This is a genomic window from Arthrobacter sp. B1I2, assembly GCF_030816485.1.
In the GTDB taxonomy this organism is placed as follows: Bacteria; Actinomycetota; Actinomycetes; order Actinomycetales; family Micrococcaceae; genus Arthrobacter.
In genome coordinates this window covers 1,328,630-1,355,329 of sequence record NZ_JAUSYC010000001.1, presented here as the reverse complement: position 1 = coordinate 1,355,329, position 26,700 = coordinate 1,328,630, and the positions used below count along the sequence as shown (strand labels likewise).

Here is a 26,700-nt window from a genome sequence, read left to right as displayed (position 1 = left end):
CGACGGCGGCCTCACCCGAGTGCCGCCGTCGGCCTCTTTCGTGTCCCCAGCCCCGCCATGTTGAGTGTCGGCGTCATACAAGGAAAGGCCTGGCGGATCCGGACCCGCAACGCCCTACCCTTGACAGGTGACTTTGACTACGATCCGCACCGCCGCCGCGGGCTCCCTCGCCGCCGCCGGTCTCCTGCTTGCCCTCGCCGGCTGTTCCACGCCGGCCACCAACCAGCCGAGCTCCTCCGCGCCGGCTTCCTCAGCATCGGCTTCAGCCAGCGCGTCAACCAGCGCCGGGCCCTGCGCCGGCGTGAAGGTCATCGTCGATTCGGGCGCCCTGAAGCAGGCCGCCGCCGACACCTCCACCTGCGTGTCCGTGGACGGACCCACCGTGGCCTCCAAGGTGCTCGAACAGGCAAAGATCAAGACCGAGGGCACCACGCAGTACCCCGATGCGGTATGCCGCGTGAACGGCGTGCCCGCCACCGACTTCGACATCAAACACAAGGACGGCACCTACCGCGAAGAGTGCAAGGGCATGCCCGCGGCCTTCGCTTACTGGTCGTTGTGGGTTAAGCCGGGGTCCGGCGACTGGGCCTACGCGCAGGAAGGCCTGGCCACCCTGAAGGTGAGCCCCGGAGAGAGCCTGGAACTGCTCTTCACGGTCGACGACCAGCCGGCCGCACCCGCGGCATGACCTTCCGGCCCGCGCCGTTACGCGCAGCGGCGGCCCTCGCCGCTGTGTTCATCGCGGCGCGGGTCATCTACCGCATCCTGTTCAACGGGGCGGGAATCGGTGAACCGGTCCTGCTCGACCTGCCGCCGTTACGGCTGCCTGCCCCGTATGCCCACGTGGTCTTCCTGGGCCCGGTGTCCGCGCCGGGCCTGTGGGCGGCGGCGCTGTCCGCCCTGCCGATTGCGGGGATGATCCTCGGCTTCGGCCTGCTCAACGCCTGGGTTGATGTGTCCCGCGGGTTTGTGCGCCTGGCCCGCGGCGGCCCGCTGCAGGGCGTGGCCCGGATGCTGGTGGTGGCGTGGGCGGCGCTCCCCGCGCTGTCCGACGCCCTGGCCTCCGTACGCCTGGCCTTTCGGTTACGGGGGGAACGCTTCGGACCCCGCGCCCTGGTGCCCGTGCTGGAGCGCACCCTCGAGCACGCCGGGCGGGTTGCTGCGGCCCTTGAGCTGCGCGGCTTCGGGAGCAAGGCAGCCCACCAGCAAGGGCTCGACGGCGACGTCCCGCTTCTGGTCCGGGACGCACAGTTCCGGATCGGGGACACGTGCATCGGGGTGGACGGGTTTGTGCCGCCGGGCGGGTCCATCACGGTGATCACCGGGCCCACGGGCTCCGGCAAGTCCACCATCCTGCGCGGCATCGCGGGCCTGCTCTCCCACGTTGACGGTGGGGACATTTCCGGCACCGTGTGCGTAGGCGGGCTGGACCGTGCGGCCGCACCGCCTCGTGACACGGCCGGACTTATTGGCGTCGTCCTGCAGAATCCCCGGGCCGCCTTCGCCACCACCCGGGTCCGGGATGACATTGCCCTGGCCCTTGAGCTCCGCGGCCTGCCGTCTGCCGCCGTGAAGGCCCGAGTGCTGGAGGTGGCGGAGCGGATCGGCGTCTCGGCACTGCTGGACCGGGATGTCAGCACCCTCTCGGCAGGTGAGGCCACGCTGGTAGCCATCGCCGCCGCCGTCGTGGACCATCCGGCGCTGCTCCTGGTGGACGAGCCCCTGGCAGACCTGGATGCAACGGCCCGCGCCCGCGTCATCAGCGTGCTTCACGCCCTGGCCCGCGACGAGGGGGTGTCCGTCATCGTGGCGGAGCACCGGGCGGAAGCGCTGGCCCCCATTGCGGATTCGTGGTGGACCATCGAGAGCGGCGCCCTGGTGCCGGGTGTTGCCCCGGCTCCCTCTACTCATCACGACGCCAGTCCTCCGCGGAAGTTGGCGGACGCCATGCCCGTGCTGACTGCAGCCAACCTCGCCGTGCACCGCAAGGGCAAGCCGCTGGTGCGGGACGCCTCTCTCACCCTGCACCGCGGTGAAGTGGTGGCCCTGGTTGGGCCGAACGGGGCCGGGAAGTCATCCGTCCTTGTGGCGCTGGCCTTGGGTGACGCAGCTGTCGACGGCGGCACGTCCGACGGCGGCCGGGTCGCCCTGGTGCCGGACGCCTCCGACGACCTCTTCACCCGGGACACCGTCGCAGGTGAACTCCGTGCGGCTGAGCGGCGCCTGGCGCGCGGAAAGAACGGACAGCCACCTACACCTGGCTACGCAGCGTCACGGTTCGCCCGCCTCCGGGGAGATGCCAGGATGCCCATCGGGCGCGAGCATCCCCGGGACCTCTCTGCCGGCGAGCGCAGGATCCTGGCCATCGCGCTGCAGACCATGGACGATCCCCAGGTGCTCCTGATCGATGAGCCCACCCGCGGCCTCGATCCCGCCGCGCGGACAGCTGTCTCAACGGCGCTGCGGGCAGCGGCGGATGACGGCGCGGCAGTCCTGATCGCCACCCACGACCTCGACTTTGCCCGAAGCCTTGGCGCCCGGATCCTGCCGATGCGGGACGGCGTCGCGCCCTCATCACCCGTGGCGGATGCGCCGGAGCTCTTTTTTCCTGCTCCCCGCCCCGTATTTACCGGACCGAAGCGAACGGCCATCACCACACCAACGGATGCCCACGGCACCGCGAAACCCCGCAGCTTTCGGATGCCGCGGGGCGTCGAGCTTGCCGTCCTTGCTGCCGCCAACCTGCTGGCCCTCGCGGCATTTTGCTGGCCATTGCTCGCCGCGGCACTCCCCCAGGACGCCACTGCTGCCCTGCCCTTCGCGGCGCTGGCCATCGCACCCGTGGCGGCGGTCGCCGTCGTGGTTTCCTTGGACGGATCGGTCCGCTCGGCACACACGGTGGCACTGCTCGGCGTGCTGGCAGCCGTCGGTTCCGCTGTGCGGGTGGCGAGCACCGGCGTCGGCGGCGTGGAAGCGGTCTTCATCGTGCTGATCCTGGCCGGCCGCGCGTTTGGTCCCCGGTTTGGTTTGCTCCTGGGCGCCGCCACTATCGCCGTTTCCAGCGTCCTGTGGGGTGGGCTGGGGCCGTGGACGCCGTTCCAGATCTTCGCGTGTGCGTGGGTTGGTGCGGGTGCCGGCCTGCTCCCCCGCCGGGTCCGGGGCAGGGCGGAGCTGTGGATGCTGTGCGGCTACGGCATTGTGGCGTCGTACGTGTTCGGCCTGCTGCTCAATCTGTGGTTCTGGCCCTTTGCGGTGGGTGCCGGCACGGGCATTTCCTATGTTCCGGGTGCGCCGATGGCCACCAACCTCAGCAGCTTCCTGCTCTACTCGCTGGTGACGTCGACGGCGGGCTGGGACACCCTGCGTGCCGTCACCACGGTCATCGGAATCGTCGTGGTGGGCCGGGCCATTCTCGCCGCGCTCCGGCGGGTGAAGCCAGTGTCGGGTGGGATGGCACGATTCCGTGGACAGGCTGTGCACGCGCAGGCACCCTCGGACGCTGCAACGAACCAGCGCCAGCAGACCCCTTAGCGTTTGATGAGCGACTGAACCACCAAATGAGTGAACGGCCAACCGGTATCCCCCTGCCGAAAATAGGGGAGTTTTGCTACCGAATTCGTTCTTTCCTCGGATTAGCTTGTACGTAGTCGTCTTCCGCGGCTGCGGGCCGAGCGTTAGGACCAATTCCAATGAAGCTCAGAAAACTTCCAGTCCTGGCAACCTTCCCTACTGTCATGTCTGTTTCCGTGTTGGCGTTGTCGCTGGCTGGATGTAGCGCCCCCTCTACCTCTCCGCCTCAGACTAATTCGCCGACAAGTTCTGGGACCGTGACGAAACAACCGACATTAACCAGCCCCGTTCCCAGTTCCTCGCCGACGACAGCGGTGCCAACGTCATCCAGGCAGGCTGCTCCGATGTCCTGGCCGGAAGTCGTGGCCGACGTGCGCACGGGGGTGGGACAACTGAGCGTTACAGGCTGCTCCGTCAATTCCACGGGCACCGGGTTTTTAGTCGCTCCCGATCTTGTGGTTACAGCGGCCCACGTCGTTGATGATGCTGCAGCTATCAGCGTCGACTTCGACGGCACCTCAGTCGGCGGTGTGATCTTGGGATTCAACGAGCTTGCAGACCTGGCGCTGGTTCGCTTGGAAGCCGAAGCGGCGGGCCATCAGTTCCAGTTTCAACTCTCCGAACCGCCAATTGGAACTGAAGTCGCAGCCCTCGGCTTTCCTCGGGGAGAGTCGCTGACCCTTACCCGGGGAGTCGTCAGCGGGCTGAACCGTGATGTGAACTTCGGGAGCGGCGTGATCGGCAACATGCTGCAGACTGACACCGCCATCAACCCAGGGAACAGCGGCGGCCCCCTGCTAGACCTGAATGGCAAAGTCGCAGGAGTCGTCAGTGCAACCAGGAAGGACTCGGAAGGAATGGCCTATGCAGTCACCGCGCCGAGGGTCGCCGAAGCGGTATCAGAATGGCAGCAACGGGCAGTACCGATGGCACCCGTTGATTGTGGCAGGGCACCCGCGCCGAATTCCGGCATATTCCCCATGAAAGTCAGTTCGAATCATGATCAGGCCAACAACGTCGGCCAAGCCTTGTTACTGCACGGCCAAGGCATCAACCGCGGCGCATACGCTGCAGCATTTAAGCAATTCACGCCCGAACTGGGGGCAAGTTTCGGTGGCGAGGCGAAATGGAGTGAAGGACTTGGCTCGTCTTACTGGACGGATCTCGACGTCGTCAGCGTGACAGGGGCAGGAGATGCCCTGCAAGCAAACGTTCGACTGCAAACACGGCAGGACGCGGGCCATGGAGTCGATGGACAAACCTGTTCCAATTGGCGAATCACGTACACCATGAAGTGGGACGGCACCGGCTGGCGCATAGCCGGGACTTCCTTGCCTCAAGGCAAACCGCAACCCTGCAACTAGAACCGCCGCCACGAGAGTCATTGGGACGCCGGCAGCGAGGAAGACGAAGAGCCCTCATAGGCTGCGGCGGCAATAGGAAGGCGGACTACGGCGGGTGCGCACCAGCCTTAGTCCGCCTTCCTATTGTCAGGGGTGCGGTCAGACGTTGGCCCGGCGTTTGAACCAGCCCGACACGGCCGTAGCCGCCAAGGCGAAGAGGATCAAAGCGATGAAGGCCAGCCGGAGCAGGCCCTTCACCACAAAGCCAAGGACCGGCGCCAGCTCACACCTTGAAGTACTTCGCCTCCGGGTGGTGGAACACAAACGCGTCCGTCGACTGCTCGGGGTGCAGCATCAGCTCATCGCTCAGGATCACGCCCATCCGCTCCGGCTTCAGCAGCTCCGTCACCTTGCGGCGGTCCTCCATGTCCGGGCAGGCGGGGTAGCCCAGCGAGAACCGGGCACCGCGGTAGTCGAGCTTGAAATACCCTGCCGTGTCCTTCGGCTCCTCGGCCCCGAAGCCCAGCTCCTTGCGGATACGGGCATGCCAGAACTCGGCAAGGGCCTCGGTGAGCTGCATGACCAGGCCGTTGAGTTCGTAGTAGTCACGGTATTGGTTGGCGGCGAACATCTTGGAGGTGAACTCTTCGATCTTGGAACCGGCGGTGACCAGCTGCACGGGCAGAACGTCGATTTGCCCGGACTCGCGGGACTTCACGAAGTCGGCCAGGCACAGGTGCCGGTCGCGGCGCTGGCGCGGGAAGTTGAAGCGCAGCCGGTCGGTGCCGATCGGGCCGCCTGAACCACCGTCGGGGGCGAGCAGCCCCGCCTGGCCCAGGACGCCGTCGTGATCCTCGCCGTGGTGCAGGACAACTACCTGCTCCCCTTCCGAAACCACGGGGAAGTAGCCGTAGGCGACGGAGGCATCGAGCATGCCCTCGCCCAGGATGCGGTCCAGCCAGTAGCGCAGGCGCGGCCGGCCCTCGCGCTCCACCAGTTCCTCGTAGGAGGCGCCGTCCTCGCCGCGGCCGGGCTTGAGGCCCCACTGCCCCATGAAGGTGGCGCGCTCGTCCAGGAACGCGGCGTAGTCGTGGAGGGAGACTCCGCGGACGATGCGGGTGCCCCAGAACGGTGGCACGGGCACCGGGTTGTCAGTGGCGACGTCGGAGCGGCCGGGCATAGCCTCGGGCTCAGTGACGGTGAACTTGGCGCCTCCCTTGTGGATGCGCTTCTTCAGCGGCGGCAGGCCGACGTCGTTCGGCGACTCGCCGCGGGCCACGCGGACCAGCGGTTCCATGAGGGCAAGGCCTTCGAAGGCGTCCTTGGCGTACCTGACCACACCGTCGAACTGCTCCGCCAGGTCCTGCTCCACGTAGGCGCGGGTGAGGGCTGCGCCGCCCAGGATGACCGGCCACTTCTTGGCCAGGCCGCGGGACTGCAGCTCGGCGAGGTTTTCCTTCATCACCACGGTGGACTTCACCAGCAGCCCGGACATGCCGATCACGTCGGCGTTGTGCTCCTCCGCGGCGGCCATGATCTCGGCGATCCCCTGCTTGATGCCGATGTTGACCACCTTGTAGCCGTTGTTGGTGAGGATGATGTCCACCAGATTCTTGCCGATGTCGTGCACGTCGCCGCGGACGGTGGCGATCACCATGGTGCCCTTGCCGGAGGAGTCCGACTTTTCCATGTGCGGCTCCAGCAGGGCCACGGCGTTCTTCATCACCTCGGCGGACTGCAGCACGAACGGCAGCTGCATTTCGCCGGCGCCGAAGCGTTCGCCCACCACCTTCATGCCCTCGAGAAGGTGGTCGTTGATGATGCCCAGCGGGGTCACGCCCTCACTGCGCGCCAGGTCCAGGTCGGCTTCGAGGCCCTTGCCTTCGCCGTCGATGATGCGCCGTTCCAGGCGGGCGCCGGTGGGGAGCGCGGCGAGTTCGGCGGCGCGCTGGTCCTTGAGCGCTGCGGTGTCGACGCCGGCGAACATGTCGAGCATGCTGGCGAGGGGGTCGTAGGTGGTGTTGCCGTCGGCATCGTATTCGCGGCGGTCCCAGACGAGGTCCAGGGCCACCTTGCGCTGCTCTTCCGGGAGGGAGGCGAGCGGGACGATCTTGGCCGCGTCGATGATGCCGCTGGTCAGGCCGGCCTGGACGGCCTCGTGCAGGAACACGGAGTTCAGGACGACGCGGGCTGCCGGATTCAGGCCGAATGAGACGTTGGAGACGCCGAGCGTGGTGTTGATGCCGGGGTACTTGGCGGTGATCTGGCGGATGGCCTCGATGGTTTCGATGCCGTCCCGGCGGGTTTCTTCCTGCCCTGTGGCTACGGGGAAGGTGAGGCAGTCGACGATGATGTCCTCGACGCGCATCCCCCATTCGCCCACCAGGGCGTCGACGAGGCGGGAGGCGATGGCCACCTTGCCTTCGGTAGTGCGTGCCTGGCCCTGTTCGTCGATGGTCAGGGCGATGACGGCGGTGCCGTGTTCCTTGACCAGCGGCATGATGCGGGCGAAGCGGCTGTTGGGGCCGTCGCCGTCCTCGTAGTTGACGGAGTTGACCACCGGGCGGCCGCCGATGAGTTCCAGGCCGGCCTGCAGCACGGGCGGTTCGGTGGAGTCGATGACCAGCGGAAGGGTGGAGGCCGACGCGAAGCGGGAGACGACCTCCTTGATGTCGGCAACGCCGTCGCGGCCAACGTAGTCGATGCAGACGTCCAGCAGGTGGGCGCCGACGCGGATCTGCTCGCGGGCGATGTCCACGCAGTCGTCCCAGCGCTCTTCGAGCATCGCCTGGCGGAAGGCTTTGGAGCCGTTGGCGTTGGTCCGCTCACCGATGGCCAGGTACGCGGACTCCTGGTCGAAATTCACGTGCTGGTAGAGGGAGGCGACGCCGGCTTCGCGTTCTTCGGGGATTCTTGCCGGTGCGTTGACTGCCTTGGTCTCCACGGCTTTAGTGCGGAAGGGCGCAAGACGTTCGACGACGGCGGCCATGTGTTCCGGCGTCGTACCGCAGCAGCCGCCCACCAGGCCCAGGCCGAATTCGCGGACGAACTGTTCGTGCGCGGTGGCGAGTTCGGTGGGTGAGAGCGGGTAGTGCGCGCCGTTGGCGCCGAGGACGGGCAGGCCGGCGTTGGGCATGCAGGCGATGGCGACGGAGGACTGCTTGGAGAGGTGGCGGAGGTGCTCGCTCATCTCGTCCGGGCCGGTGGCGCAGTTCAGGCCGATGGCGTCGACGCCGAGCGGTTCCAGGGCGGTGAGGGCGGCGCCGATTTCGGAGCCCATGAGCATGGTTCCGGTGGTTTCCACCGTCACCTCGACGAAGATGGGGAGCCGGACGCCGCGGTCCACGATGGCCTGCTTGCAGCCGTTGACGGCGGCTTTGGTCTGCAGGAGGTCCTGGCTGGTTTCGATGAGGAACGCGTCTGCACCGCCGTCGATGAGGCCCTCGGCCTGCAGGGCGAAGGTCTGCTTGAGGTAGTCGTAGCTGGTGTGGCCCAGGCTGGGGAGCTTGGTGCCGGGGCCCATGGAGCCGAGGACCCAACGCATGCGGCCGTCTGTTTCTTCTGCGGCTTCGGCCCGTTCGCGGGCGATTTTCGCGCCTTTGCGGGCGAGTTCTGTGATGCGGTCGTCGATGCCGTAGTCGGAGAGGTTGGACCAGTTGGCACCGAAGGTGTTGGTTTCCACGGCGTCGATGCCGGTGGCGAAGTAAGCGTCGTGGATGTCGGCGATGACGTCCGGCCGGGTGTCATTGAGGATCTCGTTGCAGCCCTCAAGGTTCTGAAAGTCCGTCTCGAGCTGCAGGTCCCGGCCCTGCAGCATGGTGCCCATGGCGCCGTCGGCGATGACCACCCGCTGGTTCACTGCGTCCAGGAGTTCCTGCGAACGGGCGGGGCGGGGCACGGACTCAATATCGAGCGCAAAACGGGGCATTTAAACAGGTTACGTGTGGGGCTCCTAAGATTGCCCTGTGTGTCCGTGTACTACGGCGGGGGCGCTCGCAGCCCAAAGCTGCAAGTTGATGCCCGCTCGCGACGCTTATGTCAGTCTTCCAGGACCGCACGGGCGGCTGCCGTGTCGTGGAGATCCGGCGAGTACTTTTCCTGCTCCTCGATTTTGCGTCGGTAGAAATCGTGGGCTGCCTGTTTCGTGATTCCCAATGCCTCACCGATCTGTGCCCACATCGCGCCGCCCTCACGGGCAGATTTCATGACATACCACCGCCTCGCCGTGAGCAGCTCGACTGCCCTGGCATTTGCCCGCAGCGCCTCCAGCGCGGCGACTTCCGACACCTCTGACAGAAAATGTGCCGCAGCTTCCCGCGCCTGGTCGCTGGCGGTGGAGGAATTGCTAAGCGAGGCCTCACCACGGTTGAAGTCTTCCCAAACTTTGAGCAGTTCGTGGACGTTACCGCTGTTGAGTGCCTGCTCCACTGACGTCTGATCCATGGCGGCAAGTTAGCTTGACGTCCCTCGAAGGTCAAGGGGAGGCATCGTCTCTTTAAAGTGCGGCAGCTGGCGCCGTCACTTACGTGTCGCTCATTCGGCGACGGCGCCTGTCGCTGGCGGGAACGCCCTGGCAGGTTGAATCATGGCCTGGTTTAGAGCAAACGGATGTATATCTCTAGCATCGACAGAAGCCCCAGCATTAAGGCCGATAATCGCGATTCCGTAAAGCCCGCTTAGCGCCTCGACGATCCTTCGCCCCTGCCGGACGGCGCGGACTCACTCCGCGGCGGCGGCCCCGAGGTCCGCGGCGTGGCCGCTGATGGTGCGGGCCAGGTCGATGTCGCGGCTGGTGATCCCGCCGACATCATGGCTCGCGAGCGTGACGCCTACCTCGGGGAAGGTGAGCATGAGGTCAGGGTGGTGGTTGGCCTCCTCGGCGGAGGCGGCGATGCGGTTCACGAGCTCCAGCCCGATGGAGAACTTCCGGGTCCTGAAGGTGGCGGTGAGGGCCTCGCCGGTCAGGCGCCAGCCGGTGAGCCCGGCTTCGGCGAGCTCGGCGGCGGACAGCTTCCGCTGGGGATCAGTCATAGTGCCATCATGGGCTACCCCTTGAGGCACCACGCCTCCAAGGGTTGATGGCCGGCCGGCAATTGGGTAAGCCTCCGCACTGCGCGGGGATAACGCTGTCACGCCCTGGCAGGTGAGAGAAAAGGCCCAGCCACGATGCCAGGCGCGTCCTTCTCCGAGCCCCAAGGGCCTATTTAGAGAGCCGATAGCCGACGTTTTGTAAAGCTGAACAGTGATTATTGCATTAGACGCATGATCGGTCCTCCTCTGCCCGCCACTTGCCGCCACGTAGTCCCTCATCTTCGAAAGGTCCTTTGACCTGCGGAGACACTTTCGCGGAGTCGGTGCAGGCCGCTCAATAGGGTGCGCCATCCTCGCCAATGGCTTTGTAGAGGTACGTTGCTATGTTTTTCGGCAACTTTTCTAGTAGGTAGTCGGAGGTGCGAAGAATAACAATCAGTCCGGTAGCCACTTGTGTGGTCACTGTCGTTAGGGAAGATACAAGGCCCAAATTTCCCAATAGTCAAAGGTATTTTTCAAGGAGCTGTGGAAACTATTGGGTTAAAGAAGGCCGAGTTCTTTCAGGTCTTTCTCGGGCCAATCTAGGGGCTGATGGCTTACGTAGGAGCGGAACGCAGCACGAGTGAGCCGGATCATCCGGGTCACCCGTTGTTCCGCTTCCTCAATCGCCTCTTGATCCGCTCGAGTCTTGATGGGCGGGCTCAAGAACGGCGTCTTGATCTTCAGCATCCTGCCGATGAGGGTGAGAACGTGGTTCGTGTGCTTGTACGTCTCAGGTGCGATGATGCCGATTTCTTCGGACAACTCGCGTAGCTGCTGCAGACGTGGCTGGTATTCGTGGAACTCATCGTCGGTTATCTGAGTGCCCCATGCCATGTCTTGGTAGACGCTTTCAGCCGTAGACAGGAAGCGAGCAAACAAGTCGAGCTTGTGATCCAGGTTCCGGTCTCGTCGCTTGACGTCCGACTCAATCTGCCAACGCCGCTCTTCTGCTTCTGCCTTCTTCTTTTCGCGCTTCCCCGTGAAGACGGCAGCGACTATCTGTGCTGCAACTGCGCCTGTCGCGGCGAGGCCAGCTGAGCCTAGTGCGAGGTTGATTGCTTCTTGAGTTATCTCCCCAGGCATACAACGACAATAGGCTAGAAAATCTGGGGTGCAGGCTCGTAGTAGTCGATGTCCTTCGTTTCAGGACGGATGTGGCTCAGTGGCTTTGACATCTCTTGAAGGCGGCCATACCTATCTCTCATCCACGTGCGGCCGGCCGAATCACGGAAGATGAGATCCACCAGTGGTACATCCGTCAGCTTTGTGTAGTCAACGTCGCACGGAACCGTAACTTTCGTTCCTGGGGCTACAAGACGCATCTTCAGGGAGAAGTTCTTAGGTGAGCTCTTGTAGTACTGGATAAAGTTGTCTGATACGAGGTAGATGAAAACATCGTAGATCAAAGCCCCTGAAGAGTTCTGGACTACGAAGTGGTGGTGGAAGGCATCAAACCAGCCACTTACTTGAATCGCCTGTTCTTCAATCTCAGCGCGCTTCCGTCGCCGTATCTCTATTACGAGAGAGACCACCGCGACGATGAACGCAAGCGCCGTTGCTGTACCTGCCAGCCAGTCTGCTTTACTGCCGTCCTGAAGCCCGGTCCACCAGTTTAAGAAAATCCCCATTGGCTCATGCTAGCGTTTGGTCCCGCGTGAGGATGCCTTTTTGAAGAGCTCGATGGCTACCTGACTGTGGCATCAGAAGCTTCATCCGAGTAATGAGGAAGTCGCCAGTACTCAAGCTCTTCCGTGTAGTCGCTGCCATAGTCCTTGCGCTTCAGAGCTGATCTGTTGCTTGTTACCCTCCCTGTTGGAACAAATCCCAAATGGCCAGCCGTATGTAGATACGTGAGCAGTGGCAGGGAGTAGGGAATAGCTTGTAATTGGTTTGTCCTGGTCCTGTCCCTCAAGTAGTAGGGAGGCTGGGACTATGCCCTAACAGCTAGAGACTTGTAGACACAATTATGAGGCCGAGAGACAAGCCACTGTCGCCAACTATTTTTAGTACGTTGGAAATTAAGCGGATGCTTTGCTGTGTCGTAGTTCTGACGCCATACATCATTCCACTCATAAAGACGACGATAGCTAGCTCTGCGACAAGGAGCCTTGCGTAGCCGGGCTGCTGGATGTATCCGAGACCGATAGCTGCGTAGTACCCATATAGAGGACTATGAGGCCAGATATGGTCCTGCTGCCGACGTCCCGCCAGAATTTATCGCCTCTCATCCATTCGCCAGGCCATCGCCAGGGTTTGGACCTTACTTCCCTTTCCTCCATGTCTTGAGGCTCCGGCTGATACCGCGCTGTTAACATCATGAAATGGTTGATTTCGAAGTTGAGCTTGGTTCCCCGGCTGTGCTGCGACAGCTCCAGCTCCTGGTGAAGATTCGGGAACTGGCGGCGACTAATAGGCATCGTTCAGCGGATACCACTGGTCTCTATGAGCAGGCCGAAGAGTTTGGCCTAGGCTGGCGCGCTGTAGGGAGCGATCTTGACAGCCTCAAGGATAGGGGCTGGATCAATTTCGATAACTCGTCAGGCCCTGTAACAGATGTAGTGATGTCTCAGCAGGGAGTGGACACGGCGGAGGAGTTCGAGGCGTTCAGGTCCAACAAGCGGAGACGTGCTCAGGCTGTTAGGAGCGCGGTTCTCCAGTGGCTCTATGACGAGTCACTAGATGGCAAGTCGTCACCAAACATAAGCGGCTTTTCTTCCAGCAAGTACGGCTCCTTTTATGGAACCACCTTTACCGAAGGCGAAATCGCCCAGGCAACGAGGTACCTACGGGAAGAGCAGCTTCTTCAAGGGAAAGCTGCAATGGGCGGCGGCGTCATACGGCCTCAGATCACAACCTATGGCATGCAAAGAATCGAACATGAGGACAAGCCGGCAACCGTCCTGGCGAGTGAGAGGGCATCGGTTACGTACATCAACAACTTCAACAATGACGGGCCTGTTAATCTCGCTACTAACAGTCCTGGCGCTCAACAATCGATAACTCTCACGACTACACAAATCAACGGCGCAAGAATGGCTGCATCTGCTTTTAGCCAGACACTCCCCATTCTCGGGATACCTGAGAATCGCCAGACCGAGGCCAAGCAGGTCATTGCTGAGCTGGAAGACGAAACGGCAGCTGTGACTCCGCAACCCGGCAAGCTCAAGTCGCTTCTGAACAAGGTCATTGAACTGGCTGTCCTTGGCACAGCCGAGGGAGCAGTTGGAGCCGTCGTATCACTAGCTGAGAAGGCCATCGAAGGACTTTAGGTACTGCCAGGCGGTATTACGGTGTCCATCCCACTCGTACGAGAAACGCACACACCAAGAGGCTGAGGCCGGCAGCTGAAGCAAGAATCAGGGAGATCACGACAAGCACGTGCTTCATCCACGCGATTTTACTCATGCGCACCATTTGGTTAGTGATAACCGGAAGCAAATCAGTGGCCTTGATCTTTGCTGGCAGGTTTTCCGGCTTCCAGTACTTCAAGTGCCCGAAGTAGATGAAGTTATCGCTCCATTCTTTCCCTACCTTCGTAGCCCGTAAGCGCGGGATAACCACCCACATAGCGCATCCGGCCCCCAGCACAAGGGCTGCTGCGGCGATGATGTAGGAAATGTTCTGCCATGGTCCCTCTAGGGCTCCAAACAGGCGATCCTTCCCGGAAAGAGTCACGATTACTCCAAGAGCCGCGGACTCAAGGGCAAAGGCGAATGAAGCCTTGGCATCTACTTTGCCTGTCCAGTCGATGAGAGCGCCGTGGATTCTCCAAGCCGCATCCAGGGCATCTTTGTCGGAAGTATCTACGGGCGGCTCAGGCTTCTGGTCCCACCACATCAGATGCGCCACCGGTAGCTAGTCTTGTAATAGGTGTAGTTCTTGCCACCCATCTTGAAGTCATAAGGCCCCGTCCACATGTTCTCTTCCTTATGCACGATAGCTTCCCTACTCAGCTGCTTGTAGGTTCCCCCGCCAATAATCGTGTTGTAAGGGTGTTCACGTAAGTCACTAAGCTTCGCTGCAAGGTTAGGGGCTGTGCCAATGGAGATCATGTCGTCATTACCCCGGAAGCCGGCACGGACCAGGAGTGACTTTCCACTGGCGATACCACATCCGTGCTTGAGCTGCCAGTTGTTGTTTCTGATCGACGGGAACTGTTTCGTGATGGCGGGTTGCACGAGCTCGTTCATTGCCCACTTGATTTGCATAGCTGATTTCACCGCGCGGGTGTAGCGATCAGGCCCAGCATAGATGCCCATAACTCTGTCGCCGTCAAAGCTGCGGATGTGCCCGTTATTGGAGCGGATGATGCGCGTGCTCACCGACAGATACGCCTTCATGACCCTAGCAACCGTGTCCGCTGGCGCAATGCCAACGAGCCCTGAAGAGTCCCGCATATCAGCGTAGAGATACGTGGAGGGAAGGTAGAGGCCTTCCGAGTAGCTCATCTTCGCTGGGTCGGGCACCGACTCTATCGTGCCGTCATTTCGTTCCGTCGTCGTGAGACTTGTGTTGACCGTCTTTACGATGTCGCTCTCAACGTCCGCCTTCAGCGCCATGCTTGCCCTCGCTCCGCTATTGAGTGATGGCCATAAGCGTATCGGTGTTCAAAGCCCCGCTCCCGCCTTTCCACTCCTCTGGGCTCACGCGCTTGATGCTTGAAGAGTGCGCCCATCCCATGTGGTACTTGCCGTAGACACCACTCACATAGGCCAGGGGTCTGCCGTACTTGGGGAAGTCTCTTACTGGAGCCGGGTCATCAAGCGGTGAGAAGGGGCAGTCTGTAGGGTGCGATAAGGGTCTTCTCGGCGGGCGGCTGCGCAGCTTCCGGGTCTTTCGATGCTGTTAGCGACCTCGACGGGGAGGAGCACTGTGGAGAATTGCCTTGGCCGTTAGGCGCAGTTTGAGTCTCCAGTGCTACTTCTGCGTCATGTTGATGCTGACCTTGTAAGTACTGGCTTCCTCACGGACGCAAATGGTGGTGCGGCTGTTGCCGTCGTCCGGATCGTTCCGCAGGACATTTCCGCTGCCCCGTTTCCTCGCTTGAAGTCCTCACTATTCTGGCCGAGGCGTGAGGCAATCCTGAGCACGGCACTAATCTGCAGCTAGATCCTTCCACAGGCTATCCAAACTTCGTGCAACCAAGGGCCAGGCTCGGGCACATTCAGGCCGCAGTCGTCCCGTTTTTTCCGGATATCCCGTTCGCGTACTTCGCCACAAATACAGTGGACCCTTTGGGTCAATCCTCGTTATCCAGGACTGGTCTTTCCCGGGAGCCATGGGGAACTCCCTTCGGCAGCCGCAGCGGTGGACGTCACGGACAGGATTGTCCCCGGTTGTGGGCAGCGGCCCCTCGCCACACCGCCTCGGATCCTGCCTCAGATACGATTCGGCACAGGAACTTACCCTGTCGGTGCCCGCTCGTCCGTGTCCTCACCAGGACGGAACCTTTGCCTTGGATTCCAGCTTGGGTAGGACAGAGTGAACCGCAGATGCCTACAGAGATTCCCGGCTGGCCGGCTAGTCCCCTTCATGGCCGTCTTCCGTAAGATCGTCTTAGGCGACGCCATCTGCGGTGCGCAGGCGAATCTCCTGCCGCGAAGCGTGGGGGTGAGCCTTCAACAACCGAAGCGGCGTTACGTAAAGTAAACCCCTGCGTATTGCATCAGATGCATCATTTCGGGGTTTCCTTCTCGGGCGTTGCGCGGGCTCGTGTCCGGGTAGCCTGAAGGCTCGTTAGTGAACAGGCGCTTCTAGTGTCGGCGCTGTATGGGGACGCACTCAGGGAGAGCCCTGAAGGTTCGTTCGTACCCGACAGAGAGCGGTTCTCCGTCTAGGCAACCCAATATGGTTAATCAAGGTAATGGACTAGGGAGGCAACAACTGAAAAGGCTACGAACAATCCTGTGGACTCAGCGCACACTCCTCGAGCGTGTGCTACTGCTCATAGTTCTTCTGCTCTTTGTGAGCACGTGCTTTCTTGCAATAGCGTGGATAACCCAGTTGGTGCCCTATGAAGAGAAGTGGGGAAACTACGCAGATTGGGTCGCTGCCATAGGAACTGTCCTAGGCTTTATTGGGGCCATTGTGACAATCGCCTTCGGTAGGGATCAATATCTAGAAGAGCAAGCCAGGCGTTTTGAAGAAGCGTTTGAGGTAGCTGCCGGTGTCCAGGCCCATGTAACAGTTGAGAGTGCCGAAGGCGATGGATCACTTCGGTGGGTGTACGAAGTCACCAACGGCACAGGTTCGGATCTCCATGACGTCCAGCTTTTTTATCCTCAGCCGCTGCCGGATGAGGACGAATGGTTCGACGTGGCGCGCGTTGGTTCGATTGAAGCCAAGACTACAAAGTCTTTCCACCAACCGCTGGAATCGAACCATCTGACCCCCGCGAGGGCCTCCTCCCTCATCGCGACTCAGTACTCTTTGGAGTTCACAATCCAAGGAACACGATGGCAGCTTTCCAGGCAGGGTCTTCATAAAGCACTGAGTTCGGCTCAACAGGCTGCGTTGAGGCGCGCACGCCCGATCCCAGCGTGAGAGTACGGACGCGACTAAGATACGCAAGCGAGAATGTAAGGATCGGCTCCGCTGTCGACGGGGACCGCTCAAAACGTCGTAGTCAACCTGAGCTACACCCCAACCTGACGTCAGGTTGGGTGGAGATTTGCGTCAGAGTAGGGGCAGTGTGGCACTTTGCGGACGGATACGCCCAACGGTCTTAGGTTCCAATCTGACAACTTGGACTTCGAAGAGCCTGCAGGTGCGCCGGGCCAGGAAGGCGTGACCATATCGTGCCCTCTATGACGCCTGCTGTTCGTCTCCAGCCGGAGCCCAGCCCAAGGCCGGGCCCAGCTTGCCCGCGATGTCGGTGAGGATCTGGACGTAGTCCTCGTGGTCGAAGCTGAAGGGCAGGGCGAACGCCACCTCGTCCACCTCCTGGAAGCCGGCATGCGAGTACAGCTGCTCAGCGATCTCCTCGCTGGTACCGATGAGATCAGCCGCGAACATCATCCCCCGCGGCCCCTGCGGAGCAGAGGTGCGCGGAGTGCGTTCGTCCACGTACCGCTGGTACTTCTCCCGCTGGGCCGGAGTCGCGGAGTCGGTGGGAATCACCACGAGGCCCTGCGACACCCGCGCACTAGCATGCCCTGACGCTGCTGCTGCTTCCCGAAACGCCTGGATCTGCGACTGTTGAACCAGGGCGAAGTCCGGCTCCTGCTTCTTGTCCGGGAAAATCACGCTGCTGGCGAGCAGGTTGAAGCCATGAGCACCCGCCCACACCGCCGACTTGTTGCTGCCGGCCCCGTACCAAAGGCGGCCCCGCAAGCCGGGCGAGTGCGGCTCCACCCGGTTGGAAAACTCCTCCACCACACCTTGCTTGCCGGCAAACTCCCGCACCGGCTCCCCCGCAACCAACCGCGCAAACCGCTCCGCCCGGGCGTAGCTGAAGTCCTCCACGTCCGCCGTATCCGGGTACAGCTCGTGCTTCACGGTGTCGTACTGCATCGGCTCCCCCACACTCACGCCGGGATTGATGCGGCCGCCAGCCAGCAGGTCCACGGTGGCCAGGTCCTCGGCAAGGCGCAGCGGGTTCTCCCAGCCCAGCGGCGTCACCGCACTGCCCAGCTCAATCCGGGAGGTGCGCTGGCTCGCGGCTGCCATCACTGCAACGGGCGAAGAGATGCCGAACTGCAGGTGCCGGTGGCGCAGCCAGGCGCTGTCGAATCCCAGCCGCTCGCCCAGCTCGATGATCTCCAGCGTGGATTCATGGCCCGACGCTGGATCAGCGGGATCGAACAGCCCAATCGTGAGGAAACCAAGCTTGCGCAAAGGACGGGTGGGCTGCGGCATGGCTTCCTCCAAGAATCAGGGACGTGGCTGATCCTCAGCCTAGGCACTGGGCCACCGCATGAACCAACATTTCCCACGACCCGGCGCCGCATGCAAAGACAACCTTGACGGCATCAACATGCCCAGGGTTAAGCTCACCACGGGCAGGCGATGGCGCCGCCACAGGAGGAAGATATGTCACTGCAGGAAATCGAGTTCACGTCCGCGAACGGCCGGGACACCATCCAGGCGTGGGTTTACGAGCCCACCGGTCAGCCCAAGGCGATCGTGCAGCTGATCCATGGGCTCGGCGAGCACTCCCGCCGCTACCTCCACCTCATTTCCACCCTGGTGGACGCCGGATTCATCGTGGTGGCAGGTGACCACTCCGGGCACGGGCGCACGGCGATGCAGCAGGGCACCTGGGGCGACGCCGGCGAAGACGCTGCCAGCGTGGTGGTTGCCGATGAAGTCACCCTCCAGGCCAAGGCCAGGGAGGCGCTCCCCCAGCTTCCGTACGTGGTGTTCGGCCACAGCTGGGGATCCATGATTGCGCGCGGCATGGCCGTCGATCCGCGGGCCCAGCTTTCCGGCTTGGTACTCTGCGGAATCGCCGCCCAGATGCGGGGCATCGAGAAGAGGGTCAACCGGCCGGAACTGGCACGGCTTGCATCCGGCGAGCGCGCTGCGGAGGCCGCGCCCGAGGAATTGGTGGGCCAGTTGTTCGACGGTTTTCTGGGCCGCTTTGGTGAAGGTGCCGCTCCCACTGCATGGGTGGCGCTGGACGCCGACGTGGTTGCCGACCACGGGAGGGACCCCTTTAACAACTTCGGCGCACCGCTGAGCGCGCGGTTCCTCCAGGGTTTCGTGGACCTCTACGACCAGGCCAACTCCGACGACTGGTACAAACAGCTCCCCGCGGAGCTCCCGGTGCTGATCCTCGCCGGCGACCAGGACCCCGTGACCAACTACGGCGAAGGGGCCTACCACGTGGCAAACCGCCTGGCTGATTCGGGCCACGCGGACGTCCGCACCCGCGTCTTCCCCGGTGTCCGGCACGAGGTGCACAACGAACCCACCACCCGCGCCGAGACGGAACGCGAGACGGTCGAGTTTGTCCAGCGGGTCGCGCACCAACGGCAGGACTCCACACCGTCAGCAACAGCCTGACGGTCCCGGAGGAAAGCAGTCCCAGCGGAAGGTTCGACGGCGGCGCTCGCCCCGCCGCCGTCGTCGCCCCTTCCAGCAAGGCGAATTCAGTCAGTCCGCTGCTGATCTCTCCAGCAGCTTCCGGATCCGTACGACGGTCGTGTCGACGCCTCCCGTTGACTCGATCATCAGGCCGGATTCGTCGTTCTGCAGCTCCTCCAGGGTGTCCAGCTGGGAGGTGAGCAGCGACGCCGGCATGAAATGTCCGGGGCGTTGGGTGAGGCGGTCCTGCAGTGCCGTCCTGTCGGCTTGCAGGAGGATGAACGTGGTGGCAGGCGCGGCCTTCCGGATGGCATCCCGGTAGCTTCGCTTCAGTGCTGAGCAGGCAACAATGGTTCCGTTTCCGGAGCTGGTGGACAGCTTCGTCCCGACGAGGTGGAGCCATGGCCATCGGTCATCATCCGTGAGGGGAACGCCTGAAGCCATTTTTTTGACGTTTGCTTCGGGGTGCAGGGTGTCGCCGTCTACGAAATGGGCGCCCAACTGGGTGGCGAGCGCCTGGCCGATGGAGGATTTTCCTGCACCGGAGACCCCCATGACCACGATGCTCTGGGGCATTACAGGGCGCCCTGTAATGCGGTGCCGGCGGGAATGGGAGTCAGGCGGGTGACCTCGACGGGTTCTGCGAGGAGTCCTTCGAGTGAAGCGTTGAGCCGCTTGACGGCGTCCCCGACTCCGTGTGCGTCGAGCAGCTCGGCCGTCTCCCACTTCTCAATCATCACGATCTGGCCGTTGGGCGCGTCGTGGATGGCGTACAGGAGGCATCCGGGTTCTTCGTGGACCTCGGCGATGGCGGGCTCGAGGGCTGCGACAACCTGGTCGCGGGCGCCGTCTTTGGGCGTGAATACTGCTGTGACGATGATGGTCATGATGGTTCCTTTACTCGATTGCTGGTAATGCTCAGGTAAATGCCTGTGTGGTCAAGGTCCCCGAGACCTTCGGTGACCATTGTCTGGAATGCCGATGTGAGGGTGTTGGTGACGGGCAGTGAGAGTCCGGCGTCCGCCGCCGCCTCCGTGACAAAGCGCAGGTCTTTGAGCTGATTTTTGGCAGAGCCGCCGCCGTGAAAGTCCCCGGTGATCCAGCGGCCGCCTTTTTGTTGGAGGACTTCAGAGTTGGCCAGCCCGCCTTTGAGGATTGCCTGGACCTTTTCCAGGTCCAAACCGGATGCCTTCGCCAGCGCCATCGATTCAGACAGGGCGGTGACCGTTGCCGCCACGACGATCTGGTTGCAGGCCTTCACGATGGCGCCGGCCCCGGTCTCCCCGAACCACATGACGGTGGAGCTGTAGAGCTCGAAAAGCGGAGTAAGCCATTGGACTACGCTCGCGGGCCCACCCGTCATGATGCTCAGCCGGCCCTGCTCTGCTCCGATGGTCCCACCGCTGAGCGGCGCATCGATGACCACTACGCCGTAACGGGACTTGCAGTGGGCGGCGAAAGCGGCGACTGCCGTGGGTGACACGGTGCCGTGGATGACCAGGACGGGATCAACCACGCCTGCCTGCGCCCACCCCCCGAGCAGGCCGTCATCCCCCTCCAGGAGTGCTTCGACCTGGGGCAGGTCCGGCAGAACGGTTAGGACAACGTCCGCTGCGGCATCTGCCGGCCGTAGGACTACGGCCCCTCCTTCGATGGCTTCAGCTTTTTGGGTGGTGCGGTTCCACAGCGTCAGGGGTACCCCGGCATCAATGATGTTCCGGGCGATGGGGGCTCCCATGGGGCCGGTGCCCAGCAGTGAAACGGAGACACCGGGGTCGAGGGGTGAGAGAGATTTGGTTTCTATCATGGATTAGAAGGGGATCAGGCCGGCGAGTGCGGGAAGGAAGGTGCTGAACCAGGGCACGGCGGCAAGAACGAGGAGACCGGCGAACACCGCCACCAGGTACGGCCAGAAGTGCTTGAGGCTGTTTTCCACGGTTTCGCGGGCGGTGGCGCAGGCGACGTAGAAGCCAACACCCGCCGGTGGGGCGAAGGAGCCGATTCCCATGGAGATGATGAGGACCATGGCGTACTGCACGGGGTTGACGCCGAATTCGGTGGCGATCGGCAGCAGCAGCGGGGCGAAGATAAGCACCGCGGGCAGGCCTTCGAGGAGCTGGCCCATGATGACCAGCAGCACGACGGTGAAGAGCATAAACAGGATGGGAGAGTCGCCCAGCCCGGACATCAGGTCGTGGATCTGCTGTGAGACGCCCGCCAGGGCGAGGGTCTGGGCAAGGGGAGACGCCGCGGCGATGATAAACAGCACCATGCCCGCCGTCGTGGTTGTTTCGCGCAGGGTGTCGCCGAGAAGGCGCCGGCTGCCGCGGCGGTAGGCTGCCGCGAGCACGAAAGCGTAGGCGACGGCGACCGAGGAAACCTCCGTGGGGGTGGCGAAGCCGCTGAGGATCCCGACCACCATGCCCACGGGGAGCAGAAGCGTGGGCAGGGCGAAGAAGGTGGCGGAGCCCCGCGCCCGCCACGTGGCCTTGGCGCTTGGCACCCCTCCCTGCTTGCGCGCCCTCAGGAACACCATCGCCATGACCACCAGGGCGAGGAAGGCTGCCGGCACGAAGCCCGCGAGGAACAGGGTGGTGGTTGAAATGGTGGTGATGGAGCCCAGGATCAGCAGGACGATGCTGGGCGGGATGGTTTCACCCATGATGGCCGACGCGGACAGCACGGCGACGACTTCGCCGCGCGGGTATTTGCGCTCTTCGAGCATGCCGCGCATGGTGGTGCCGACGGCTGCGACATCGGCGACTTTCGAGCCGGAGATGCCGGAGAAGATGTACATCGTGACCACCACGACCTGCAGCAGTCCGCCGCGGAGATGGCCGATCAGGGCATCGACGAGCTTGGCCAGCGGCAGGGTAAGGCCCGCAGAGTTCATGACCGTGCCGGCCAGGATGAAGAACGGGATGGCCAGCAGGACGAATCCCTTGGCTCCGGATGCCATGCCGATCGGGATGGCGCTCACGTCGGAAATACCGCCGACGTACAGGTAGATTCCGGATGCGAGGGCCAGGACAAACGCAATGGGCAGGCCCAGGAACAGCAGGGCAAACAGGGCCACGAGGACGACCAAAAGCAGGACGTTCGGGGAGGCATAGTAGAACAGCGGCGGGGAGACAAGGACGACGGCGACGAGGGCAGCCGCGATTCCGGCTCCAACCATGGCGGGACGCCAGGCCTGGCGCCGAAGTTTGACCAGGGCGAACCAGGCGATGAGGACCATGCCCACCGAGAAGGGCATGTTGACCCAAAAGACCGGCAGCTGCAGGATGGGTGTCTTTTCCTCGATCTGTTGGACGAGGGTGGGCACGAACAGGGCAAGCGCGCCGGCGCTCATGACAAAGACGAGCCAGTCGACAAGGGCCGCGAGGTACGGTTTCCAAGTGGCGGGCAGGCGCATGATGAGCGCCTGGACTGACATGTGTGCGCCCTTCGGGTACGCGATGGCGCCCCCGATGAAGGCAATGGTCAGCAGGGCAATCTCGGACACCTCCTGTGTCCAAAGAACTGAATCACCCGTGATAACGCGGACGGTGATATTCAGGAGGATGACCACGAGCTCCGCGAGAATCGCCGCTCCCACAATCCATTCGAGGGTCTTGTCGAGCCATGCTGCGCCGCTCCAGCGGGTGGGCACGTGGTCGTGATGAAGGATTTCCTCCGCTTCGAGGGGAAGGACTTCCTCGTAGTCCTGGGGAGCAACGGTGGGTTTCATGGTTTTCCAGACTGTCGACATTGATAGCGGGATTCTTTATGGAGAGTGGAGTGTGGGTGGGAGCCCTGCGGGGGGCTCCCACCCGTCCTTGTTATTTCTTGCCGGCGAAGGCGATGGCCTGGTCGAAGAATTCCTTGCCGATCAGCTTGGAGAACTCCGGGTACAGGCTTTGGGAGGTGGCCTTGAACTCGGCGAGTCCGGACGCGCTGAGCTCATTGGCCTTCATGCCCTTGGCCGCCAGTTCATCCAGTTGCTTCTTGGACTGTTCCTCGTCGTAACCAGTCTTGAAGGTTGCCGTTTCCTCGGAAGCGGCACTGAGCGCCTTCTTCTGGTCATCCGTCAGTGAATCCCACTTCTTCGATGACAGGGCCAGCACCCAGGCGTCGTTGATGTGGTTGGTCATGGACACGTATTTCTGCACCTCGGAGAACTTGTTGGTCCAAGGCACTTCAACCGGGTTTTCCTGGCCGTCGATGGTTCCGGTCTGAAGGCCGGTGAAGACTTCCGAGAAGGCCATGGTGGTGGGGCTGGCGCCCAGCTTGCCGAAGAAGTCGGTCCACAGCGTGTTGCCCGGTACCCGGATCTTCAGCCCCTTCAGGTCGGAAGGCTGTTCGATGGGGCGCACGGAGTTGGTGATCTCGCGGCCGGTCCGGGTCAGGAAGGAGAGCGCCACGGTGTCCTTTGCCGCCAGCTTCTCCTTCAGAACTTTTCCGGGTTCGCCGGCGAGGAACTTTGCCTCTTCCTTTGTGTCCGCGAAGAGGTAGGGGATGCTGATGCCGTTCATTTCCGGCACCACCGAGGCGTAGACGGAGGTGGACAGGATGAGTCCGTCGAGCGATCCGCCTTGCAACCGGGTCACCGCGGCATTCTGGTCCCCGCTGAAGCTCGTGCCGTTGGGCACCACGGTGACCTGGACCGAGCCGTTGGAGGTCTTCTTGACCTGGTCGGCGAAGTGCTGGGCGGTGACGCCGACGGAAGACGTCAGCGGATCGGGGATGGAGAGCTGGATCTTGGCCACCGGGCCGCTTTGGCCGGCTGGGGTTCCGCCTGCACAGCCGGTCAGCAGGGCCGCGGCCAGGCTGGTTGCCAGTACCCCGGTGATGGCGCGGGTCTTGAGGTTCATTCGATGCCTTTCGTCATTGGAAGGGTGCGGTGCTGCACGGCAGACACGGCGGCCGCTGGTTTCAGCGGGTGTGGCTTGGAGCCAGGGGTACCTGTTCAGGAGACAGTGACGGGGGTGGAGATCAGCGCTTCAGTTTCGCGGCGGAGTTCCAGCGCTTGGGACAGGGAGTCATCAATGATGACATCGTCCCAACCAACGGTGGCTCCCTTGGGCACATCATTACGCAGCTCCACATGGTGGGCCAGGGCGACGGGGAGAGCGCCGGTTGAAACCGAGTGCTTGGCGGAAACCAGCTTGCCCCACACTGTGAAGCCGCCTTCGCCGTCGAGGAATTCACCGGCCTTGAGGTCTTTCTTGGCGGTAGCGACGACGTCGCCATAGAAGCCGACGGGCCCGCCGGTCGGGATGCCGCGAAGGGCTGCGTTGGCAATGGACATGTTCAGTTCCAGGCCCACGTAGTGGTACGGGCGGTACAGTGCGGCGTACTGGCCGGTGGGGTCCGGGTGCCAGGGGTATTCGTTGAAGCAGCCGGAGACGTAGTCGTTGGTGGCCTTGACGACGACGAAGACGCCCTCCTGGGTGTTGTGGGGGATCCAGCTGCCGTCGCGGTTGACGCTGGACATGACGTCGACGCTTCCTTCGTGGGCCAGGGAACCACCGACGGCGGCCGGGCGGCAGATGGTCGCGATCTCTTCAACGTTGCCGGGCGTGAAGCTCAGGCCGGAATCGGAGGGGGCGAGCCCTGCGCCGTTGGCTACCGCCGCCATTTCGATGGCGGCCTTGGTCCCGTCGCGGAAGGAAGTGTGCATGTAAGGGTTGAGCTGGCCCGAGTCCGTCAGTTCCCTGGAGAACTCCCAGTTTTCCCAGACGTTGTCCGGGTTCATCTCGTGGTAGTGCTCCAGGTATTTCGCGCCCTTTCCGGCGCAGACCACGTCAAAGCCGCTGGTGCGGGCCCAGTCCACGAGTTCCATGATGAGGGCCGGCTGGTCCCCGTAGGCCATGGAGTAGACCACGCCTGCTTCTTCTGCCCGCTTGGCCAGCGCGGGGCCGGCAAGGGCATCAGCCTCGACGGTGACCATGATGATGTGCTTCTTGGCTTCGATCGCCTTCAGGGCGTGCTTGATGCCGACGATCGGGTTTCCGGTGGCTTCAACAATGACGTCGATGTCAACGTCGAACAGTTCGTCGGCGTTGGCGATGATGGCCGTGGAGCGGTCCCGCAAGGCTGTAGCGATGTCAGGGGCTACCTGCGAGGCAGGCCAGTCCACCAGCTCGAAGGCCCCCTGGGCCCGCTTGACGTTGATGTCTGCAATGGCAACGACGTGGATGCCGGGAATGTTGTTGGCCTGGGCCAGGTACATGGTGCCGTAGCGGCCGGCGCCAATCAGTCCAACACGGATCGGACGGGACTGCTGCTCGCGCTCGCTGAGGAGTTTATGAAGGTTCACGGGATCTCTCTAAGGGGTGCTTGGCGAAAGAAAGCACCTCCGGCAGGCCGGATGGCACAACTTCTTCGTCGCGTTTTGTAAGGAAAACTGTCCGGAGTGGAACCGGTTCCACTTTTGTACCAGCTGCTGATAAGCTGTGTCAACGATCACCTTCCCGGCCCTTCGTAATAAAGCGAACGGGGTGGAAGTAATGGCGTAGGTAACGATGACGAGGGTCTTGTGTCTCAAGGAGGAGCGGTGCGCAAAGCGCCTACTATTCGCGATGTAGCGGCGGCCGCGGGGGTGTCCGTCTCCGTGGTCTCACGGGTCCTGAACCCGGATTCGGGACCCGTGGCCCCTGCGAAAAGGCAAGAGGTCCTGCGGGTCATTGAGGAACTGGGTTACCGGCCCCGGGCGGCCGCGCGTGAACTCAGCGCCGGGCAGGCGCTTACGATCGGCCTGGTGGTCACTGACCTTTCCAATCCGTTTTTCGCCCGCCTGGCGGACAGGATCGTCTGGGAAGCACGCAGCCATGGCGTGCAGGTGGTGTTGATGACCACGCAGGAGGACCCGCACCTTGAGGCGGACTCCCTGGACACCTTGCTGGACCGCTCTGTTAGCGGCGTCATTGCCACTCCCACCGGGGGCAACATCGAAAAATGGAGGCGCCTGCGCGACCTCGGCGTCAACGTGGTCTTCATCGACCGTGCCATCGAGGAACTCGAAGATGTGGACGTTGTGAGCATCGAGAACTTCGACTCAGCGCAACGCTCAACCGAGCACCTCATCAGCCTGGGCCATACCCGGATCGGGCTGATCACGGGCCCTCTCACCACTTCCACCGGAAGTGCCAGGCTGAACGGCTACACGGCAGCCCACCAGAACGCGTCTTTGCCCGTAGACCCCACGCTTATACGTGACGTGCCCTTTCGTGGGGACGCGGGTGGCGGCGCCGTAGGATCACTGCTTGCGATGCGTCAGCCACCCACGGCCCTCATCGTGGCCAACACCGCGCAAGTGCAGAGTTCGGTCCGCAGGCTCGTCCAAATGGGTACTGACATCCCGGATGAGCTTTCCCTCATCGTCTTTGACGACAATCCCTGGACCGAACTGACCTGTCCCCCGCTGAGCGTCATCCGCCAGCCGCTCGACATGCTTGCCGTTCACGCCATCGAGCTGGTGCTCGGGCGGATGCACGGGAAGCTGCCCGACGGCGCCCGGCGCATTGAGGTCAAAGCTGACTACCTGCCCCGCAACAGCTGCGCGCCACTCATCCTTTCAACCGCGCGCTAACGTCCGATCGCGGTCAACAAGGGGCATGAGGCCGCTGGCGACTTGCCGGCGTGCAGCGCCCAGGTTGCACATCATGAAGTAATGCTTGACACCCCCGCGTGATTCACCTTACAG

Annotated in this window: 21 protein-coding genes; 7 read left to right on the top strand and 14 right to left on the bottom strand. The window is 62.7% G+C overall.

From position 1 onward, the window contains the following. The first annotated feature begins 127 nt into the window (after positions 1-127). From QFZ57_RS06285 to QFZ57_RS06275, 3 genes are all read left to right on the top strand, one after another. Positions 128-688, top strand: coding sequence for a hypothetical protein (locus QFZ57_RS06285; protein WP_306898847.1), 561 nt, complete (start codon positions 128-130; stop codon positions 686-688). Further along, on the top strand, positions 685-3,531 hold the full coding sequence (locus QFZ57_RS06280) for an ATP-binding cassette domain-containing protein (protein ID WP_306898845.1): 2,847 nt from the start codon (positions 685-687) through the stop codon (positions 3,529-3,531). The genes QFZ57_RS06285 and QFZ57_RS06280 overlap by 4 nt, the downstream gene beginning before the upstream one ends. 383 nt (positions 3,532-3,914) lie before the next feature. Then, a complete protein-coding gene (locus QFZ57_RS06275) occupies positions 3,915-4,934 on the top strand; it encodes a S1C family serine protease (protein ID WP_306898843.1) in 1,020 nt (339 codons plus the stop codon). Positions 4,935-5,196: 262 nt separating this feature from the next. Here the strand turns inward: QFZ57_RS06275 and metH are convergent, their stop codons facing one another. The 5 genes from metH to QFZ57_RS06250 all read right to left on the bottom strand — a co-directional run bounded on the left by metH (position 5,197) and on the right by QFZ57_RS06250 (position 11,614). Further along, complete coding sequence (gene metH, locus QFZ57_RS06270; RefSeq protein ID WP_306898842.1) at positions 5,197-8,841, bottom strand: methionine synthase; 3,645 nt, start codon at positions 8,839-8,841, stop codon at positions 5,197-5,199. Between the two features lie 110 nt (positions 8,842-8,951). Then, positions 8,952-9,356, bottom strand: a complete 405-nt coding sequence (locus QFZ57_RS06265) for a hypothetical protein (protein WP_306898840.1) — start codon at positions 9,354-9,356, stop codon at positions 8,952-8,954. 276 nt (positions 9,357-9,632) lie between these two features. After that, positions 9,633-9,944, bottom strand: coding sequence for a 4a-hydroxytetrahydrobiopterin dehydratase (locus QFZ57_RS06260; RefSeq protein WP_306898838.1), 312 nt, complete (start codon positions 9,942-9,944; stop codon positions 9,633-9,635). Positions 9,945-10,484: 540 nt separating this feature from the next. Then, entirely contained in the window at positions 10,485-11,069 is a 585-nt protein-coding gene (locus QFZ57_RS06255) for a hypothetical protein (protein ID WP_306898837.1), read from the bottom strand. A gap of 14 nt (positions 11,070-11,083) precedes the next feature. Beyond that, entirely contained in the window at positions 11,084-11,614 is a 531-nt protein-coding gene (locus QFZ57_RS06250) for a hypothetical protein (protein WP_306898835.1), read from the bottom strand. 693 nt (positions 11,615-12,307) lie between these two features. Between QFZ57_RS06250 and QFZ57_RS06245 the strand changes: the two genes are divergently transcribed. Beyond that, a complete protein-coding gene (locus QFZ57_RS06245; protein WP_306898833.1) occupies positions 12,308-13,255 on the top strand; it encodes a hypothetical protein in 948 nt (315 codons plus the stop codon). Between the two features lie 16 nt (positions 13,256-13,271). On the opposite strand, the gene QFZ57_RS06240 is transcribed toward QFZ57_RS06245, so the two are convergent. Both QFZ57_RS06240 and QFZ57_RS06235 read right to left on the bottom strand, forming a co-directional pair. Beyond that, entirely contained in the window at positions 13,272-13,835 is a 564-nt protein-coding gene (locus QFZ57_RS06240; protein WP_306898831.1) for a Pycsar system effector family protein, read from the bottom strand. Next, positions 13,823-14,545 carry an adenylate/guanylate cyclase domain-containing protein gene (locus tag QFZ57_RS06235; protein WP_306898830.1) on the bottom strand — a complete coding sequence of 241 codons (723 nt, stop codon included), beginning with the start codon at positions 14,543-14,545 and terminating at the stop codon, positions 13,823-13,825. The genes QFZ57_RS06240 and QFZ57_RS06235 overlap by 13 nt, the downstream gene beginning before the upstream one ends. Positions 14,546-16,073: 1,528 nt before the next feature. On the opposite strand from QFZ57_RS06235, the gene QFZ57_RS06230 reads away from it, so the two are divergent. Further along, positions 16,074-16,529, top strand: coding sequence for a hypothetical protein (locus QFZ57_RS06230; RefSeq protein ID WP_306898826.1), 456 nt, complete (start codon positions 16,074-16,076; stop codon positions 16,527-16,529). A 261-nt stretch (positions 16,530-16,790) separates the two neighbouring features. Here the strand turns inward: QFZ57_RS06230 and QFZ57_RS06225 are convergent, their stop codons facing one another. Then, complete coding sequence (locus QFZ57_RS06225) at positions 16,791-17,843, bottom strand: LLM class flavin-dependent oxidoreductase (protein ID WP_306898824.1); 1,053 nt, start codon at positions 17,841-17,843, stop codon at positions 16,791-16,793. Between the two features lie 174 nt (positions 17,844-18,017). Between QFZ57_RS06225 and QFZ57_RS06220 the strand changes: the two genes are divergently transcribed. After that, positions 18,018-18,992, top strand: a complete 975-nt coding sequence (locus tag QFZ57_RS06220) for an alpha/beta fold hydrolase (protein ID WP_306898822.1) — start codon at positions 18,018-18,020, stop codon at positions 18,990-18,992. 90 nt (positions 18,993-19,082) lie between these two features. On the opposite strand, the gene QFZ57_RS06215 is transcribed toward QFZ57_RS06220, so the two are convergent. The 6 genes from QFZ57_RS06215 to QFZ57_RS06190 all read right to left on the bottom strand — a co-directional run bounded on the left by QFZ57_RS06215 (position 19,083) and on the right by QFZ57_RS06190 (position 25,314). Then, positions 19,083-19,589, bottom strand: a complete 507-nt coding sequence (locus tag QFZ57_RS06215; RefSeq protein ID WP_306898819.1) for a gluconokinase — start codon at positions 19,587-19,589, stop codon at positions 19,083-19,085. After that, complete coding sequence (locus QFZ57_RS06210) at positions 19,589-19,900, bottom strand: putative quinol monooxygenase (protein ID WP_306898817.1); 312 nt, start codon at positions 19,898-19,900, stop codon at positions 19,589-19,591. The genes QFZ57_RS06215 and QFZ57_RS06210 overlap by 1 nt, the downstream gene beginning before the upstream one ends. Next, the gene (locus QFZ57_RS06205) at positions 19,897-20,820 is read right to left on the bottom strand and encodes an NAD(P)-dependent oxidoreductase (RefSeq protein ID WP_306898815.1); all 924 of its coding nucleotides are present in this window, start codon (positions 20,818-20,820) and stop codon (positions 19,897-19,899) included. Before QFZ57_RS06205 ends, QFZ57_RS06210 begins: the two co-directional genes overlap by 4 nt. Positions 20,821-20,823: 3 nt before the next feature. Then, positions 20,824-22,743: a TRAP transporter large permease gene (locus QFZ57_RS06200; RefSeq protein ID WP_306898813.1), complete on the bottom strand. Its 1,920-nt coding sequence runs from the start codon at positions 22,741-22,743 to the stop codon at positions 20,824-20,826. Positions 22,744-22,834: 91 nt separating this feature from the next. Beyond that, entirely contained in the window at positions 22,835-23,866 is a 1,032-nt protein-coding gene (locus tag QFZ57_RS06195) for a DctP family TRAP transporter solute-binding subunit (protein ID WP_306898811.1), read from the bottom strand. Positions 23,867-23,961: 95 nt separating this feature from the next. After that, complete coding sequence (locus QFZ57_RS06190) at positions 23,962-25,314, bottom strand: NAD(P)H-dependent oxidoreductase (RefSeq protein WP_306898809.1); 1,353 nt, start codon at positions 25,312-25,314, stop codon at positions 23,962-23,964. Between the two features lie 237 nt (positions 25,315-25,551). On the opposite strand from QFZ57_RS06190, the gene QFZ57_RS06185 reads away from it, so the two are divergent. Beyond that, positions 25,552-26,586: a LacI family DNA-binding transcriptional regulator gene (locus QFZ57_RS06185; RefSeq protein WP_306898807.1), complete on the top strand. Its 1,035-nt coding sequence runs from the start codon at positions 25,552-25,554 to the stop codon at positions 26,584-26,586. Positions 26,587-26,700 lie beyond the last annotated feature (114 nt).